Origin of the sequence: Brevibacillus sp. MCWH, assembly GCF_013096935.1 — a bacterium.
GTDB classification, from domain to species: Bacteria; Bacillota; Bacilli; order Brevibacillales; family Brevibacillaceae; genus Brevibacillus; species Brevibacillus aydinogluensis.
This window is the reverse complement of sequence record NZ_SDLF01000002.1, coordinates 59,978-75,952: the sequence shown is the minus strand read 5'-3', so window position 1 is coordinate 75,952 and position 15,975 is coordinate 59,978. Positions and strand designations below refer to the sequence as shown.

Here is a 15,975-nt window from a genome sequence, read left to right as displayed (position 1 = left end):
CCCGCCCTCGGAAGAAGCCGGTCTTCCCGGGGAAGCTGTTCTCATGCAGGGGAGACCGGAAGCGGGCGCGCGTGGCGGTACGTCAGCCGTTTCCGGGATGTTTCGCAAAGCGATCGAGGCGCGAGCAGGCAGCGCCCCGTGTTCAGGGGAAGGAAAAACAGCAGGGAAAATGCAAAAAAGCACCTCGCGGGTGCTTTTTTTCGCGTTGTCTCGAATCGCGTTACACGCGGGTAACGAGACCGGATTTCAGCGCTCGGGTGCTGACGTAAACGCGCTTCGGTTTACCATCTACGAGAATGCGCACTTTTTGAACGTTAACACCCCATTTGCGGCGAGTAGCACGCATGGAGTGGGAGCGAGCGTTTCCAGCTTTGCCAGACTTGCCAGTTACAAAGCAACGACGTGCCATTGCGATCCACCTCCCTTAGCTGCATATAAACGGGATACCCGGTGTGAGAAATACAAACACTTGCTTATAGTAGCACACCCCCCTGTCAATTGCAATACTTGACATGGAAATGCCCGTTTTCCGCTTTTCCCCGGAGTGTCCGTCAAAACGCTTCATTTCTCGCTTTTCATGGTGTAGAATTGGGAAGAGCATGGTAATACGTGCCTGACTAGAACGGTGACGCCGTTAAAAGGAGGAGTCCTTGCATGACAGTGGAATTGAGCACACCTCTGGGGAAAGTGAACGTTGCAGAAGAAGTGATTGCGCGGATTGCCGGGGGCGCCGCCATGGAAGTGTTCGGCCTCGTCGGCATGGCTTCCCGGAAGGCGCTGAAAGATGGTATTGCCGAACTGTTGGGGCGGGACAATCTGAGCAAGGGCGTCGTTGTCCACAACCAGAACGGTGAAGTGGTATTGGACATGCATATCATCGTCAGCTACGGCGTGAAGATTTCCGAAGTGGCCGGGAACGTGCAGCGGCGCGTACGGTACACGCTGGAACAGTTGGTTGGCGTCGATTTGGCTGCGATAAATATCTATGTACAGGGAGTACGTACAGACAGGGATACGTAAGGAGGAACATCAGTTGGTACATACGCGTCTCGATGGCGTGCTGTTTAGCCGGATGGTTCATTTCGGGGCCAGGCTGCTGTCAAGCAACGCCAAAGTGGTGGATGGATTAAACGTCTTTCCGGTGCCGGACGGCGATACGGGGACTAACATGAATTTGACACTCATGTCAGGAGTGGAGGAACTGTCGCGCCGGGAATCGGTGTCGATCGGAGAGGCGGCCGCCGCTCTGGCGAGAGGGCTTTTGATGGGCGCTCGGGGGAACTCCGGGGTCATTCTGTCCCAGCTGTTCCGCGGATTCAGCAAAGCGGTCAGCGGTAAGGACGTGATCAGCGCCCGACAATTCGCCGAGGCGTTGAAAGCCGGGGTTGATTCCGCCTATCAGGCAGTCATGAAGCCGGTGGAAGGGACCATTTTGACCGTTGCCCGCGAGGCAGCGGAGAAAGCCGTTTACACGGCGCGCGCCACAGACGACGTATTGGTGGTCATGGAAAAAACCTACGAACAGGCGCAGGCTGCACTGCTGCGCACACCGGACATGCTGCCGGTACTAAAGGAAGTAGGAGTTGTCGACTCGGGGGGACAAGGGCTGCTGTTTGTTTACGAGGGATTCCTTCGCGCCCTGCGCGGCGAGACGTCGGACGAGCGTGCGGCAGAGGCGAAGCAATCCGCAGCCAAGGTCGATCTGGACGAACTGGTGCACGAGCAGCACAGCGCGCAGGTGCACCTGAAAACAGAGGACATCACCTACGGCTATTGCACGGAGTTCATGATCCGGCTGGTCAACAGCACGGAACCAAACAAAAAGCCGTTTTCGGAAACGGTTTTTCGCCATCATCTGGACCAGATGGGCGATTCCTTGCTGGTCATCTCTGACGACGAACTGGTCAAGGTACATATACACGCCGAACACCCGGGCAGCGTGCTGGAGTACGCCCAGCAGTTTGGCAGCCTGCATCGGATCAAGATCGAAAACATGCGGGAACAGCACGCCAACATCCTCCGTGAAGAGGAGAAAAAGGGGAGTGAGGGGAAAGCCCAGCCAATGGAACCGCTTCCTTACGGTCTGATTGCCGTCGCCGCCGGAGGCGGTATTGCCGAGATATACCGCAGCATGGGCGTTCATGTCGTGGTCGAAGGCGGTCAGACGATGAACCCCAGCACGGAAGACTTCGTCAAGGCAGTGGAAGGATTGGACGCCAAGCAGGTGATCATCCTGCCAAACAACAGCAATATCGTCATGGCCGCCCAGCAGGCTGCCGCGCTGGCGGATAAGCCGGTGACCGTGATTCCGAGCAAGAGCATTCCCCAAGGGATGGCCGCACTGGTGGCGTTCAACGCGGGAGCAGACCTGGAAACCAACACCCAGGCGATGACGGCCGCCATCGGCCAGGTCAAGACCGGGCTGGTCACGCGCGCCGTGCGCGACACCCGGATGGGCGATGTGGAGATCAAGGAAGGCGATTTTATCGGCATCGCCGAAAAGGAAATCGTCACCGCCGGCACCGATCTGCTGGAGAGCGCCAAGGCGCTTTTGAACTGTCTCGTTGACGAAGAGACGGGCATCGTCACCATTTTTCTGGGCGAAGGAGTTGAGGAGGAGCAGGCTGAAGCACTTCAGGAGGTGCTGGCTGAAGCACATCCGGACGTGGAAGTGGAAATCCTCGCTGGCGGCCAGCCGCTCTATCCGTTCATCTTTTCCGTGGAATAAGCGCAGCCGTGTGCTGTGAGAGGAGTTTTGCGCAACATGTCTATTGTGATTTTGACCGACAGTGCATCGGACATCGATCAATCGCTGCGCGAGTCTCTCGGGATCGTGTCCGTGCCGCTCAAGGTGATGTTTGGCGAGGAGACCTACACGGACGGGGTCACCATTACCGCTTCCGCTTTTTACGATAAGCTGAAACAGTCCGAGACGCTGCCGACCACATCGCAGCCGTCGCCGCTCGATTTCGCGGAGGCGTACAGGGCGATCATCGACCAGCACGGCAAAGACGTCCAGATTATCGCCATCATGCTGTCCGGCGCAATGTCCGGCACGTACCAGTCCGCGCTGATTGCCCGGTCGATGCTGGAGGAACAGGTGGACATCACGGTGATCGATTCCCGCAAGGCGTCGTTTGTCTACGGCATGATCTGTGTGGAAGCGGCTCGGGCGGCCCGGGAAGGGAAGACCAAGCAGCAGATCCTGGACATGATCGATCACTTTTTACATGAAGTCCGGGTCTACTTCATCGTTGACACGTTGGAGTACCTGCAAAAAGGCGGCCGGATCGGCAAGGCGTCGGCGCTGATCGGCTCGCTGTTAAACATCAAGCCAATCCTCACGCTGGACGAGGCGGGATACGTCGCTCCGTTTGACAAGGTGAGGGGAACGAAAAAGGCGCTGGCACGCGTCTTGGAGGCGCTGAAGGAGTACGCCGGCGACGATCCGGTCAAGATGGCCGTACTGCACAGTGCGATTCCCGACGATGCGGCGGACCTGTTGGCGCGGGTCAAGCAGGAGTTTAACGTGGCCGAAGCCTACCTGCAGCAAATCGGCCCGATCGTCGGCACGCACGCGGGACCGGGTCTGTTAGGCGTCATGATGATAAAAGCGTAAAGGTGACAGCCTCCCTGAACGATACAGGGAGGTTTTTCACTTTTCATTTATGTAGCGCTTTCAAAAGTGGTACGATACAATGAGAGTGTAGCTTGCATATGTGACCCCTTGCCATTCAGGAGGAGAACCGGGTGAAATACAAAAGCGTGTTTGACATCATCGGTCCGATCATGGTCGGGCCATCAAGTTCCCATACAGCCGGCGCGGCGCGCATCGGCCGAGTGGCCCGGAGGCTGTTCGGCCGGCAGCCGAAGCGGGCAGAGATCACCTTTTACGGCTCGTTTGCCAAGACGTACAAGGGACACGGCTCAGACGTGGCTACGGTAGCCGGCATTCTCGACTTCGAGACGTCCGACCTGCGTCTGAAGGACTCGCTTCGCATCGCCAAAGACATGGGCGTCGACGTACAGCTGAAGACGTCCGACGAGCTGACCGGCCATCCCAACACCTCCCGCATCCGGTTGGCCGACGACGATCAGGAAATCGAAGTAGTCGGCGTTTCCATCGGCGGCGGTAAAATCGAAGTCTCGGAGATTAATGGCTTTTCTTTTCAGCTTGGCTTTGACACCCCGACCTTGATGGTGCTCCATGAGGATCGTTTCGGCATGATTGCCGGTGTGGCCAGGGTGCTGACGCAGCACCGCATCAACGTGGGCCATATGGAAGTCTCCCGGCACGACCGCGGCTCGCGCGCCCTGATGGCGATCGAAACCGACGCGGTGGTATCGCCACAGGTGCTGGACGAGATCAGGCAGATTCCCCACATCTTAGACGTTTCCCTGCTTTCGCTTGGCTGAAGCAGGATGAAGAGGAGTGAACCCAACAACATGTTTCGCAACGTGGCCGAACTAGTGGAATTGACGGAAACCCAAGGGAAAAAGATCTCCCAGGTGATGATCGAGGCGGAAATGGAAGTCTCCCAGCGCAGCCGGGAAGAGATCATGCACGACATGTACACCAATCTGGACGTGATGGAAAAGGCAGTGCGGCGCGGCTTGACAGAAGATATCCGCTCCCACAGCGGGTTGACCGGCGGCGACGCCAAGAAGCTGCAGGAATACATGAAAACCAAGCCGTTTCTTTCCGGCCCGACGCTTTTGAATGCGGTGTCGATGTCGGTGGCCGTAAACGAAGTAAACGCGGCGATGGGCACGATCGTGGCGACGCCGACCGCTGGGGCGTGCGGGATTGTGCCGGGAACGCTGTTTGCCGTCTCTGACCGACTGAAGCCGAGCCGCGAAGAAATGGTCAATTTCCTGTTTACGGCAGGCGCGATCGGCTACTGCATCGCCAACAACGCCTTCATTTCCGGCGCCGCCGGCGGCTGCCAGGCGGAGGTAGGATCGGCAACGGCGATGGCGGCGGCAGCAATCGTGGAAATGGCGGGCGGCACACCGGAGCAGTCGGCTCAGGCTGTCGCGATCGCGCTCAAAAACATGCTCGGTCTGGTGTGTGACCCCGTGGCCGGACTGGTGGAGGTTCCCTGTGTCAAGCGCAATGCGATGGGAGCAGCCATCGCGACTGTGGCGGCGGACATGGCATTGGCCGGGATCAAGAGCGTCGTACCCACGGATGAGGTGATCGAAGCGATGTACCGTATCGGCTGTTCCATGCCGACTGCGCTGAAGGAGACGGCGCAGGGCGGTCTGGCTGCCACTCAAACGGGCCGGCAAATCGAAGCCAAGATTTTCGGTGTGCGGTTGGATGCAAAATGACGGATGTGTATCAAACGCCCGTCTCGCTTCTGCACGGGGTAGGCGAGGAACGGGCAAAAGCACTGGCCGGATTGGGCATACACAGCGTGGGTGACCTGCTGGAGTATTTCCCTTCCCGCTATGAAGATTACCGCGTGCGCGACGTGACAGAAGCAAAGGACGGGGAGAGGGTGACGCTGCAGGGGACGGTGTACGGCGAACCCTCTGTTCGTTTTTACGGCAAGCGAAAGTCTCGCATCGCTGTCAAACTGGTCATCGACAAAGTGGTGGTGACTGCGGTCTGGTTCAACCAGACGTTTGTCAAAAAACGACTGTCTCCCGGAAAGGAGATTCTTGTTACCGGCAAATGGGACAGGCACAAGCTGCAGATCACGGTGAGCGAAATGACAGAGGCGGATTCCGACCGGGCGCAAAAGCGGGGCGAGCTGGCACCGATCTACCCGCTTGGCGGCGACGTCACGCATTCGCTCCTGCGCAGGGCGATCCAGCAGGCGCTGAAGCAGTACGGGACCGAGATTCCCGAGATTCTGCCCGCCGACATCGTCGCCCGCTACCGTCTCATGCCGCGCGCAGAGGCGTTTCACGCGATCCACTTTCCGAGGAGTGCGGAGGACGGACGGCAAGCGCGTCGTCGGATCATGTTTGAAGAACTTTTTTTATTTCAGTTGAAAATGCAGGCGCTGCGGCGCATCACCCGACAGCAGACGGAGGGCAGGGCGCTGGACGTGCCGATTGACGACGTGCGCCAGTTTGTCGCCTCACTGCCGTTTTCGCTGACCGATGCACAGAAGCGGGTCGTCCGGGAGATTCTTGCTGACATGCGCTCCCCCTACGCGATGAATCGGCTGTTGCAGGGAGATGTCGGCTCGGGGAAAACGGTGGTGGCCGCCATCGCCTTGTTTGCCGCTGTCAAGGCGGGGTATCAGGGAGCGCTGATGGTGCCGACGGAGATTCTCGCCGAGCAGCATCTGCAGTCGCTCACGAGCCTGCTTTCTCCGCACGGCATCCAGGTGGCGCTATTGTCCGGTTCGCTTGGGACCAGGCGGCGGCGTGATGTGATTTCCGCCTTGCAGATGGGCTTGATCGACGTAATCGTGGGCACGCACGCGTTGATTCAGGAAGACGTCTTTTTCCGCAACCTGGGGCTGGTCATCACCGACGAGCAGCACCGCTTCGGCGTGGAGCAGCGGCGTATCCTGCGCAGCAAGGGCTTGTCCCCGGATGTGCTCTTCATGACCGCCACGCCCATCCCGCGGACCCTGGCGATCACGGCCTTTGGCGATATGGACGTCTCCACGATCGACCAGATGCCGGCCGGCCGCAAGCCGATCGAAACCACCTGGCGCAAGCACGAGCAGTTTCACCTCGTGCTGGAACAGATGCGCGGCGAGCTGCGCAAGGGACGGCAGGCGTACGTGATCTGCCCGCTGATCGAAGAATCGGAAAAGCTGGACGTGCAAAACGCGATTGACGTTCACGCCCAACTCACGCAGTATTTTCCCGAATACCGCATCGGCCTGATGCACGGCCGCCTGCCGGCAAAGGAAAAAGACGCCGTGATGCAGGCGTTTCTCGCCGGTGAGTACGCTGTGCTTGTCTCCACGACAGTGGTGGAGGTAGGGGTAAACGTACCCAACGCCACCTTTATGGTCGTCTACGACGCGGAGCGCTTTGGCCTCGCTCAACTGCACCAGCTTCGCGGACGTGTCGGCCGCGGCTCCGAGCAGTCCTACTGCGTCCTGATCGCCGATCCCAAGTCGGAGATCGGCAAAGAGCGGATGCGCGTCATGTGCGAAACCACGGACGGCTTTGAGCTGTCCCGGCGCGACTTGGAACTGCGCGGCCCCGGCGACTTTTTCGGTACCAAACAGAGCGGCTTGCCGGAATTCAAGGTGGCCGATCTGTTGAGCGACTACAAGGCGCTGGAAGTGGCCCGTCAGGAAACGGCTCGCCTGGTGGAGGACGAGCAGTTCTGGCAGGACGACCGGTACGCGTGGCTGCGCGGCTACTTGAAGCGCGAGGGCGTGCTGGATGGAATCGTGTTCGATTAAATCAGAGCCTTGCAGCAACAACCCACCTGCAAACGGACAGGTGGGTTGTGCAATTGGCCCGTGGCTGTCCAGTTTCTGCGGCGTTCACTGGGGAAGTGCGCCGCTCGCATCAGCCTGCCCTCGGCAGGCTTTTCTCTCTTTTGATCGGCAGATTTACGGACCCGTGGAAGCTGCCTCTGCCTCTTGGCGCATGACGGTGACTGTGTAGCTGACGGCCTGGCCGCCCGGCGGGGTGACTGCAATTACGAACGTGGTGTCGGCGGTATCCAGCGGAATTTCCACGGACGGTTGTTCGTCGGAAAGCGACACGTCATTTACGATAACGGTCGTCTCTGGAGAAATGGCAGCCGTCAAATTGATAGCGCTTACATCATGTTCAACGCTTAGTGTGTAGTGGGTGATGTCGGGAGAGAAACCGGGACGTAACTTACCCTCATTGAACGTCAGCCCGAGGAGTCCGGCATGCACAGGCTGCTCGTCGCCGGGGCTGTCATCCTGAGGTGCGCCGTCGTCAGGGCTGTCATCCTGGGGTGCCCCGTTATCGGGAATGTCATCCTGAGGTGCCCCGTCATCGGGAATGTCATCCTGGGGTGCCCCGTCGTCAGGGCTGTCATCCTGAGGTGCCCCGTCATCGGGAATGTCATCCTGTGGAGCCCCGTCATCGGGAATGTCATCCTGGGGTGCGCCGTCGTCAGGGCTGTCATCCTGAGGTGCCCCGTTGTCAGGGCTGTCATCCTGAGGTGCCCCGTTGTCGGGGATGTCACCCTGACTCGGCGTGTCAGCTCCAGGCTCTTGCGGCGGTACCGCCGGTGTCTCCTCCGGCGGGTCGTATGCAGACAGCGGTTCCTGCACGTCGTACGCTTTTGCCCAGTAGTATCCGGGTGCGATGATCCGCCGCACGAAAAAGTCTACCAGCCAATCAGCCGGGACCGCTTCGGAGGTGGCCGATCCGATGCCGTTCTCATCCGTCACGATGTCCACAAACCTTCCGGCTCCGTATGCGAACCGGCCGTGGACATTAGCGGACGGGATCGGCTCGTTGGTCTCCATGTCGACGACTCGCAGACTGACCTTGGCGCTGGTGCCGGTATGGGTGATCTCCAAGCCGCGCACGATCATCGGCGCGAGCGGCGTGTCACCGGTGACGGCCGACGTTTCGTCCGAGACGGGGCCGCGATTGCCCCTCACGTCGACAGCGGCCACCCTGTAGAAATAGGTGGTGTTGGGCAGGAGCCCTGTATCGGAGAAGAGGAGGCCTCGCGTACTGCCTGCCAGGTTGGACTCGTCAGGTTCAAAACCGCTCTCGGTGCTGCGGTATACGTAGTATTCCTCCACTTCCGTATTGTCAAAGGCGCGGCCAAAGGTGATGTCGATCCGTTGATGGTCTACCGCGGTGGCGGTCGGTTCGACGCTTACGGCAGAAGGAGGGGTGTCGTCGTCCGGCGGCTCCCACGTAATCCGGTCCGGCCCCCAGTCGGAGGGGAGCTGGCGCAGCGAATCGTAGTGGTGCATGGCGATGCCGGCAAAAGCCGGATCGCTCCCGACAGCCTCGTACACTTTGTCCAGTTCCCTTTCCATATACGTGCGGCCTTCTTCACGGAAAGTGATCGTCTCGGGATCGCCGCCGTCGGCAATGTCCAGTGTCTCTACACCGATCACGACGGACCCGGGCTTGCCGATGGCATTGGCGTAGGACAGTTCTCCCAGCGCTGACTGAATGATGCCGGCCGATCCTTCGGCTGTGTCCCGGTAGTCCATGATGGCAATGTAGTCGCTGATGTCCTGGACGTGCTCGGACAGCCATGTCGTCGTTCCCCTCCAGGGGATGTCCCGCGCTTGGTCGGCCGTATCAAACCATCTGGGGATTACGGTGCCAAACGGCAGGTTGATCCCGGCAGCGTCTCTTCGCTGAATCATTTTGGCGAGACCATCCAGGTACTGGATTTGGACGGAAGGCTGGTCGGTTTTGAAATCGGGCAGAAGGTATGGCTCAATGTCCACGTTGACACCGTCAAATCGTTCGTCGGGAGCAGAGGAGAGGTTGTAGTTGATCACGCCTTCCATCGCGCGGACGGCGAACTCGTGGTAGCGGCTGTAAGCGCCCAGGTAGGGCGGGATCGTTCCGCCTGCGATGGTCGCGTGCACCTTGTATCCTTTGGAGTGGGCCCAGGAGATGAACGCCCGCACCTTGTCCGGATCTTCCTGCATCACATGCTTTCCGTGCAGTTGGTCGATGCCGAGGTAAAACGTCGTGACGGGGTCCGAGTCGAAGGTGGCCGTGTCCTGTGCCAGGGCGTCCAGCACCTCCTTGGAGCCGTCGTTGTAAAACAGGTTGTACGACGCCTTTTCCCAGATCCACATGGCCCTATCCTGCGGTTCTAACGTAACGGGTTCGGGTTGGGCGCAGCCAAGGCGGACGTATGTGGTCAGGCTGGTGCCGACATTTCCCCGGCTGTCACGCGCCCGTGCTTCGATCCAGCTGGTGTTGGAAGCCCCGGCCGGCGGATTCCAAAGGTACTTGTAACGGCCTTTTGAGCCGTCTGCCTTGGCCTTCAGCCATTTTCCTCCGTTGATTCTCACTTCCACGGATGAGATCGGGTTTTTTGCCTTCACGGAGATTTGGATCATCACTGGCCCGTTCACATGTGTGCCATCTGCAGGGCTGTTGATGGTGACGACCGGTTTGTTGGCCTCGGGGTTATTCACGTACAATGTGACAAATGGCGACCAGACCCCGTAGCGGGTCCTCGCGTCCCAGCCTCTCACGGCGATCTCGATCGGGCCGTCGTACGGGCTGGTGTCGAGGTCGTAGTACCACGTGCCGGAACCGTCTCCGTCAGGATCGTTCATGTAAACGTCTTCCAGTGTCTCGGCATTGATCACGAGCTTTAGCTCGTACGATCGTGATAGGTAAGGGTGCGTCCTCGCCTGCGCGGGTGGCGCATCGTGTGGAACCCCTTTTCCCCCACGTCACACCGTGCGTGCGGCTTTCACCGCACACGGCGTTCCGCCATGTTCTCCCCAGCGGAGTGCATGGCTATGCCCCTTCGCTCCACAGGCATTACCCTGCTTCCTCGCTACTACGGGCTGCTGTCCTTCGGATTCAACGGCCATTTCCTGCCGTTTCGAAGCATCGCGGTTTGCCCCGCTTGGCATCTTCGTCCGAAGTTCCGACGTTCCCTGTACCCTAGCCTTGCATCTGCTGCCGTAGCCCTCCTCTCTGACCCGTCAGCCGTTCGCCCGCCCGCAGTCGGAGGACGGGGGAACTCCATTCCCTTACCGGAGTGGAACAGAAGGAACGAGGACGAAATTCCTTCCGCGACTGCCCCGCGGTAATGCGGGGAGGAGGGGACCGCGATATCCCCGCCGGACGGGTCGTTCTTCCGAGGATTCGTGCCAACGCCGAAGCGTTCTCCTGGGCATAGCAGCTTTATGGCCCCCCGGCATCTTTTACCTAAGCAAAGACGCCGCACTTCACCGAGCTTCATACGCGTCCGCGGCAAATCGGCCGCGCATGTCGGAGGATTAGGCAGGAATGCCGACTTTCATTCCGGGCGGGCACTTCCCCCGCCGAATCGGGTACAGAGTTAGACTCCCTAAATCGGGGAGCCCCCTGGTTTTGCCACCTATTTCTAAGTGGATTGTTCAGGAACGTCGCGCACCGTCCACGTATGTGCCGGACACCCGGATCGTTCCTCCCATGATTTGTTCTTTGTTCTCGTGCGAGTCGATCGTGATTGAGGCTTCGGCATGAGCGGGAGGAGGAGCGCTAAAAACGGGAAACAAGGCCAACAGCGAAACGAGAAAAAAACGGGCGAAAGGAGGCAAGCCTGCGGTCAACCTGATGTGTCGCATCGTCATGTCAACTCCTTTCTGGATGTACTGCGCGACCAAGGACGGGCCAAAGCCTTGATCGTTTACAACATTGTAATGTTTCCAAACGATTTTCAGTACGGCTTTTCACGTCTCTTTTGCGAGTGAAATTCCCGTTTGTCTCGTTTGTCCGGCAAGGAGCGAAGGGCGGATGATGGTCTACAGGTCACGGCCGCTTAGAATGCGTGGTCAGCAGGGGAAATGACGGACGGCTGCTTCCCGGCGTCAGTCCCTGTACTCGGATGAAAGCATCGACAGGACGAGCAGTGACTCGTACCGTTCGCCGGTTTTCAGGCATTCCCGCAGTTTGCCTTCGATGACAAATCCTTCGGACAGGTACAGGTTCAGGGCCCGTTGGTTTGCCTCTTTCACGTCCAGCCAAAGGCGGTGAGCCTGCTGTTCCTCAAACGCCCAGCGCTTGACCTGCCGCAGGACCTGGCGGCCGTATCCTTTCCCTTTCGCGGAGATCGTAATGCGCATCAGCTCGATGCTGCCGTGCGGGTTGGTCAGCCCGGCGATGATAACGTAGCCGACCGCTCTGCCGGTCTCCGTTTCCTCCACGATCAGGTGGCGGATGTCTGGATGGGCGAGGGCCTGCCGATGCCGTTCCTCCGTCCATGGGAGGAGAAACGGGCGATTTTCCGCCGCGTGTTCGGTCTCGTACACAAACGGTATGTCGGCCGGACGGGTTGGCCGAAGCTGAATGCTCATGGGCGATGCTCCTTTCTGATCGGTCGGGTTTCCACCGGCTTGCCGCAGCGTGGGGGCATTCGAGATCGGACCCGCATGCCGGATCGTGTCGCCTGGGGCGAAGGGTTCCGTCCCGCGCCGCCCGCCGCCTGCTCCTGGCGCCCCTTTTACAGCCGAGTGGACCGAAGCTGTCCTCTTGGCTTCCTGCTTATCGGGATTCTCTGCCCGTCGCCGTCCTCCCTGCCGTTCGGCAGTTAGTGGGGGAAAAATTACCAGCGCCTTTTTTGCATGCAGGGAGTATAAAAGCGAACGTGTGTTTGTTATACTAAGAACAGAAGATAGGAACAAATGTTCTTGTTGGGGGATGAACATCATGACCAAGGACCGGATCATCTTCCTGGCTGACATGCAGAGCTTTTACGCCAGTATTGAAAAGGCGGCCCAGCCACAGCTGCGGGACAAACCGATCGTCGTGGCCGGCGATCCCGAACGGCGCAGCGGTGTGGTTTTGGCCGCCTGTCCCATTGCCAAGTCATACGGCGTCACCACGGCAGAGGCGCTGTGGCAGGCACAGCAAAAGTGCCGGCATCTGGTGGTCGTTCGTCCGCGGATGGAGACGTACCTGCGCGTCTCCGTGCAGATTACCCGCATCTTTGAGTCGTTTACCGATCTGGTGGAGCCGTATTCCATCGACGAGCAGTTTCTGGACGTGACAGGAAGCGTCCGGCTGTTCGGTGACCCCTGGCGGATCGCCGAGGAAATCCGCCGCCGCGTCCGGCTGGAGACCGGGATTAACGCCCGGATCGGCATCGGGGAGAACAAGGTGCTGGCCAAGATGGCCTGTGACAACTTCGCCAAAAAACGGGAAGAGGGGATCTTTTGGCTGAAGCGGGAAGAGCTGGCCGACACGCTTTGGAAGCTGCCGATCGAAAAGCTGTTCGGGGTGGGCTCGCGGATGAAGCGTCACTTTCACCGCATGGGCATCTACCAGATCGGGCAGCTCGCCCGCATGTCTCCGGCAGTGCTCGCCCGCCGCTGGGGCGTAAACGGCGAGGTGCTCTGGCGCACGGCTCACGGTCTGGACAATTCGCCGGTGTCGCCTCAGACCCACGAGACGCAAAAGGGCATCGGCCATCACATGACGCTGCCGCGCGACTATCACACCGCAGCCGAGATCAAGGTGGTGCTTCTGGAGTTGTGCGAGGAGGTATGCCGCCGGGCGCGGAGCAAGCGGCTGATGGGATCGGTCGTCTCGGTCGGATGCCGCGGGGCCGATTTTGATGCTTCTGCCGGCTTTGGGCGGCAGTTGAAGCTGCCGGAGCCGACCCATGACGCGATGACGCTGTACGAAGCGGCCTGCCGCCTGTTCGACCGGCACTGGACGCAGACGCCGGTGCGCAGCGTCGGTGTCAGCCTGGATCAATTGGTGCCTGACAATGTAGTGCAGCTCAACCTGTTTACCGACACACACAGGCAGCGTTCGCTCGCCCGGGCCATGGACGACATCCGCGCCCGCTACGGACAGGATGCCATTTTGCGGGCGGTTTCCCTGCTGGGAGCGGGGCAGGCGCGGGAGCGTGCCCGCAAGATCGGGGGACACTACAAGTGATGGAGCGGGACGGGCAGGCGGCAAAGGGAGAGCAGGAGCTGTTGCGCCTGTACATCCTGTTCGGGCTGCTGTTTCGCGCGGTCATGGCGGATTGGGAGCGGATGCGGCAGGTTCCCTTGAAGCTGTCGTACCACTGGCTTTTCGAGGAACTGTCCCGCTGGGCGGAGCGGCAGCATCACAGACTGCGCCGCCATTTGCGGCAGCGGGGATGCGTCCTGCTGAGCGCCCGCCGGGAGCAAGGCGTCTACGTGGTGCAGTACCGGCTGCGCGGGTACGTGCGGGAAGCGGTCTACTTCATTGAGGTGCTGCGCGCCGAATGCCAGGAATTGGTCCGGCTGTGGATCATGCAGCAGCACGTCCTCCGCCAGGACCCGGGCGCGATGGGGCCGGAGCGTCATGCGCGGCAGATCGGCCGCGAAGAAGAAGGAGAGAAGGCAACATGAAGGAAAAACGCGTGTCGAAGAAGGACAATTTGTTTGCGGCCAGCCGCTTTGTGCTGCCCGAGCATCGGGAGATGTACCTGCGGATCAAGGCCGAAGAGCGGCGCTACATCCCCCCGGAATTGGACGAAGAACAGCTGGCGGCCGTCAGCGAGCAGATCTGGAAAGCGTTCCAGACGGGGGACGTCGTGAGCCTGAGCTACTACGACGGCGAAGCGGCCCGCCGCCTGAGCGGCCGGGTGGTTCACATCGATCCGGCCAGCCGGCAGTTGAAGCTGAAGAGCGGGGAGAAGACGCTGCGGATTCCGTTTGCCCGCCTGCTGGACGCCGAACTGACAGCAATCTCCTGAGCAGAAGGGGCAGGGTCGGCAAGCAGACGGGCCGTTTTGGCGCGAGTTGGCACGGACATCCAGAAAAAGGCAAGCGGCAAAAAACAGCGTGGCACGGTGAAATGCCGTGCGCGGTGGTGACGTGCTGTTCCTGCGACAGCAGGCGGGGAAAATCAGCATTTTTTCGCTGTTTTTTGCGCGAAATGCTTTTTGCCAGAACGGGATGTTTCAGAGTATCGTAAGGATATCTTTCCGATCAAGACCTGAGGTACGTTAAAGGAGATTGTACATGTTGGCAAAAGAAATGGGTGTCATTTTTACCAGGCACGCGGAGCAGATGACCGCCAAACGCTGGACGGAGTTCATTCAGCAGCTGGAAAACAAGGGACTGTACGTGGTCATCGAAACGGACACGAACGGGCGGGTCATGAGCCCGTTTGGCGGATTGATGCCGATGCCGTGCAAGGACGAGACGCTCCATATCCTGACGGAAGAAGAACTGCAGCAGCGGGGCCTGCCGCGCGGCCATCACATTATCACCAAACCCAAGGCCAAGCACGTCACCACCTAGCGGACAGATCGCACGCCGCTGCACAGAGACGAATACGCACACGCAAACCTTTCTCATCCCGGGAGCGGGACGACGAAAGGTTTTTTGTTTGCGCCGCGGTGGGAGGGACCGACAAACGCCCGGATGCATACGGTGGTAAGAGAAAAAAAGCGCCCGCCGGGCACGTGCGGAGCAAACAAGCTCGCCCTGTCACCGGCAGAGGCAGCGGGAAGCAAAAGGAGGAGTCTCATGGAGCCCAGCAATGCGCTTCGCAAAATGCAGGAAGTGCAGTTTGCGCTCGTCGAGCTGCAATTGTATCTGGACGTGAACCCCGGAGACCAGCGCGCCGTTCATCAATACAACTGCTTGTCCAAAGAGCTGATCGCCTTGAAAGCGGAGTATGAAACGAAGTGCGGCCCGCTGATGCAGTACGGTTTTTCGTCTTCCCCCAGCCGCTGGGTGTGGAACGCCACGCCGTGGCCGTGGGAAATCGAGTATTGAGGTGAACAGCGATGTGGATTTATGAAAAGAAGCTGGAAATCCCCGTCCGCGTCAGCAGGCCGGACCTGCAAATGGCCAAATTTCTGATCACCCAGTACGGCGGACCGGACGGAGAACTGTCTGCGGCGCTCCGCTACCTGAACCAGCGCTACACGATGCCGAACGAGCGGGCCAAGGCGCTGCTGACGGACATCGGCACGGAAGAACTGGGGCACATGGAAGTGATCGCCACGCTGATCCACAAGCTGGTCAAAGATGCCACGCCGGAGCAGATGAGGGCAGCCGGGTTGGGATCGATGTACGCCGAACACGAAAAGGCGCTGTTCTATACGGATGCCAACGGTAATCCCTGGACGGCGGCGTACATCCAGGCCAAGGGCGACCCGATCGCCGATCTGGCGGAGGACATCGCCGCCGAGGAAAAGGCCCGCGCTACCTACCAGTGGCTGATTAACTTAACGGACGACCCGGATGTGATCCAGGTCTTAAAATACCTGCGCGAGCGGGAAGTGGTCCACTCCCAACGCTTTCGCGAAGTGCTGTGCATCGTGGAAGAAGAGTACAAGACGAAAAAGTATTTTTGACGAAGGAGGGATGC

The 15,975-nt window shown here is 59.6% G+C and carries 16 protein-coding genes; 12 read left to right on the top strand and 4 right to left on the bottom strand.

What is annotated here, in order from left to right; all coding sequences use genetic code 11:
• Positions 1–220 precede the first annotated feature (220 nt).
• Complete coding sequence (gene rpmB / locus ETC00_RS01920; RefSeq protein WP_081656570.1) at positions 221–409, bottom strand: 50S ribosomal protein L28; 189 nt, start codon at positions 407–409, stop codon at positions 221–223.
• Between the two features lie 245 nt (positions 410–654).
• Between rpmB and ETC00_RS01915 the strand changes: the two genes are divergently transcribed.
• The 6 genes from ETC00_RS01915 (at position 655) to recG (ending at position 7,385) form a co-directional block, all read left to right on the top strand.
• Positions 655–1,020, top strand: coding sequence for an Asp23/Gls24 family envelope stress response protein (locus tag ETC00_RS01915; protein ID WP_171564277.1), 366 nt, complete (start codon positions 655–657; stop codon positions 1,018–1,020).
• Positions 1,021–1,033: 13 nt separating this feature from the next.
• Positions 1,034–2,728 carry a DAK2 domain-containing protein gene (locus ETC00_RS01910; RefSeq protein WP_171564276.1) on the top strand — a complete coding sequence of 565 codons (1,695 nt, stop codon included), beginning with the start codon at positions 1,034–1,036 and terminating at the stop codon, positions 2,726–2,728.
• Between the two features lie 36 nt (positions 2,729–2,764).
• Entirely contained in the window at positions 2,765–3,619 is an 855-nt protein-coding gene (locus tag ETC00_RS01905) for a DegV family protein (RefSeq protein WP_171564275.1), read from the top strand.
• A gap of 131 nt (positions 3,620–3,750) precedes the next feature.
• Positions 3,751–4,416, top strand: coding sequence for an L-serine ammonia-lyase, iron-sulfur-dependent subunit beta (sdaAB, locus tag ETC00_RS01900; RefSeq protein WP_171564274.1), 666 nt, complete (start codon positions 3,751–3,753; stop codon positions 4,414–4,416).
• Positions 4,417–4,446: 30 nt separating this feature from the next.
• Positions 4,447–5,334: an L-serine ammonia-lyase, iron-sulfur-dependent, subunit alpha gene (sdaAA, locus tag ETC00_RS01895; RefSeq protein ID WP_171564273.1), complete on the top strand. Its 888-nt coding sequence runs from the start codon at positions 4,447–4,449 to the stop codon at positions 5,332–5,334.
• Complete coding sequence (gene recG / locus ETC00_RS01890) at positions 5,331–7,385, top strand: ATP-dependent DNA helicase RecG (protein WP_171564272.1); 2,055 nt, start codon at positions 5,331–5,333, stop codon at positions 7,383–7,385. Before sdaAA ends, recG begins: the two co-directional genes overlap by 4 nt.
• A 153-nt stretch (positions 7,386–7,538) precedes the next feature.
• Here the strand turns inward: recG and ETC00_RS01885 are convergent, their stop codons facing one another.
• The 3 genes from ETC00_RS01885 to ETC00_RS01875 all read right to left on the bottom strand — a co-directional run bounded on the left by ETC00_RS01885 (position 7,539) and on the right by ETC00_RS01875 (position 11,969).
• The gene (locus tag ETC00_RS01885; protein ID WP_171564271.1) at positions 7,539–10,235 is read right to left on the bottom strand and encodes a cadherin-like beta sandwich domain-containing protein; all 2,697 of its coding nucleotides are present in this window, start codon (positions 10,233–10,235) and stop codon (positions 7,539–7,541) included.
• Between the two features lie 795 nt (positions 10,236–11,030).
• Complete coding sequence (locus ETC00_RS01880) at positions 11,031–11,240, bottom strand: hypothetical protein (RefSeq protein WP_171564270.1); 210 nt, start codon at positions 11,238–11,240, stop codon at positions 11,031–11,033.
• Between the two features lie 243 nt (positions 11,241–11,483).
• Positions 11,484–11,969 (bottom strand): GNAT family N-acetyltransferase, encoded by a 486-nt coding sequence (locus tag ETC00_RS01875; RefSeq protein WP_171564269.1) that lies wholly within the window; start codon positions 11,967–11,969, stop codon positions 11,484–11,486.
• A 352-nt stretch (positions 11,970–12,321) separates the two neighbouring features.
• Between ETC00_RS01875 and ETC00_RS01870 the strand changes: the two genes are divergently transcribed.
• The 6 genes from ETC00_RS01870 (at position 12,322) to ETC00_RS01845 (ending at position 15,961) form a co-directional block, all read left to right on the top strand.
• Positions 12,322–13,557, top strand: a complete 1,236-nt coding sequence (locus ETC00_RS01870) for a DNA polymerase IV (RefSeq protein WP_171564268.1) — start codon at positions 12,322–12,324, stop codon at positions 13,555–13,557.
• Positions 13,557–14,000, top strand: coding sequence for a YhjD family protein (locus ETC00_RS01865; RefSeq protein ID WP_230077901.1), 444 nt, complete (start codon positions 13,557–13,559; stop codon positions 13,998–14,000). The genes ETC00_RS01870 and ETC00_RS01865 overlap by 1 nt, the downstream gene beginning before the upstream one ends.
• Positions 13,997–14,347, top strand: coding sequence for a YolD-like family protein (locus ETC00_RS01860; RefSeq protein ID WP_171564267.1), 351 nt, complete (start codon positions 13,997–13,999; stop codon positions 14,345–14,347). Before ETC00_RS01865 ends, ETC00_RS01860 begins: the two co-directional genes overlap by 4 nt.
• 268 nt (positions 14,348–14,615) lie before the next feature.
• Entirely contained in the window at positions 14,616–14,897 is a 282-nt protein-coding gene (locus ETC00_RS01855) for a hypothetical protein (RefSeq protein WP_171564266.1), read from the top strand.
• A gap of 228 nt (positions 14,898–15,125) precedes the next feature.
• Positions 15,126–15,377: a spore coat protein CotJB gene (locus ETC00_RS01850; protein ID WP_171564265.1), complete on the top strand. Its 252-nt coding sequence runs from the start codon at positions 15,126–15,128 to the stop codon at positions 15,375–15,377.
• A gap of 11 nt (positions 15,378–15,388) precedes the next feature.
• Positions 15,389–15,961 (top strand): manganese catalase family protein, encoded by a 573-nt coding sequence (locus ETC00_RS01845; RefSeq protein ID WP_171564264.1) that lies wholly within the window; start codon positions 15,389–15,391, stop codon positions 15,959–15,961.
• Positions 15,962–15,975: the final 14 nt, after the last annotated feature.

Excerpts from the sequence above, each read along its gene's own strand:
- rpmB (WP_081656570.1), bottom strand. The coding sequence starts at position 409 with ATGGCACGTCGTTGCTTTGTAACTGGCAAGTCTGGCAAAGCTGGAAAC.
- ETC00_RS01915 (WP_171564277.1), top strand. The coding sequence starts at position 655 with ATGACAGTGGAATTGAGCACACCTCTGGGGAAAGTGAACGTTGCAGAA.
- ETC00_RS01905 (WP_171564275.1), top strand. The coding sequence starts at position 2,765 with ATGTCTATTGTGATTTTGACCGACAGTGCATCGGACATCGATCAATCG.
- sdaAA (WP_171564273.1), top strand. The coding sequence starts at position 4,447 with ATGTTTCGCAACGTGGCCGAACTAGTGGAATTGACGGAAACCCAAGGG.
- recG (WP_171564272.1), top strand. The coding sequence starts at position 5,331 with ATGACGGATGTGTATCAAACGCCCGTCTCGCTTCTGCACGGGGTAGGC.
- ETC00_RS01885 (WP_171564271.1), bottom strand. The coding sequence starts at position 10,235 with ATGAACGATCCTGACGGAGACGGTTCCGGCACGTGGTACTACGACCTC.
- ETC00_RS01880 (WP_171564270.1), bottom strand. The coding sequence starts at position 11,240 with ATGCGACACATCAGGTTGACCGCAGGCTTGCCTCCTTTCGCCCGTTTT.
- ETC00_RS01875 (WP_171564269.1), bottom strand. The coding sequence starts at position 11,969 with ATGAGCATTCAGCTTCGGCCAACCCGTCCGGCCGACATACCGTTTGTG.
- ETC00_RS01870 (WP_171564268.1), top strand. The coding sequence starts at position 12,322 with ATGACCAAGGACCGGATCATCTTCCTGGCTGACATGCAGAGCTTTTAC.
- ETC00_RS01865 (WP_230077901.1), top strand. The coding sequence starts at position 13,557 with ATGGAGCGGGACGGGCAGGCGGCAAAGGGAGAGCAGGAGCTGTTGCGC.
- ETC00_RS01860 (WP_171564267.1), top strand. The coding sequence starts at position 13,997 with ATGAAGGAAAAACGCGTGTCGAAGAAGGACAATTTGTTTGCGGCCAGC.
- ETC00_RS01855 (WP_171564266.1), top strand. The coding sequence starts at position 14,616 with ATGTTGGCAAAAGAAATGGGTGTCATTTTTACCAGGCACGCGGAGCAG.
- ETC00_RS01850 (WP_171564265.1), top strand. The coding sequence starts at position 15,126 with ATGGAGCCCAGCAATGCGCTTCGCAAAATGCAGGAAGTGCAGTTTGCG.
- ETC00_RS01845 (WP_171564264.1), top strand. The coding sequence starts at position 15,389 with ATGTGGATTTATGAAAAGAAGCTGGAAATCCCCGTCCGCGTCAGCAGG.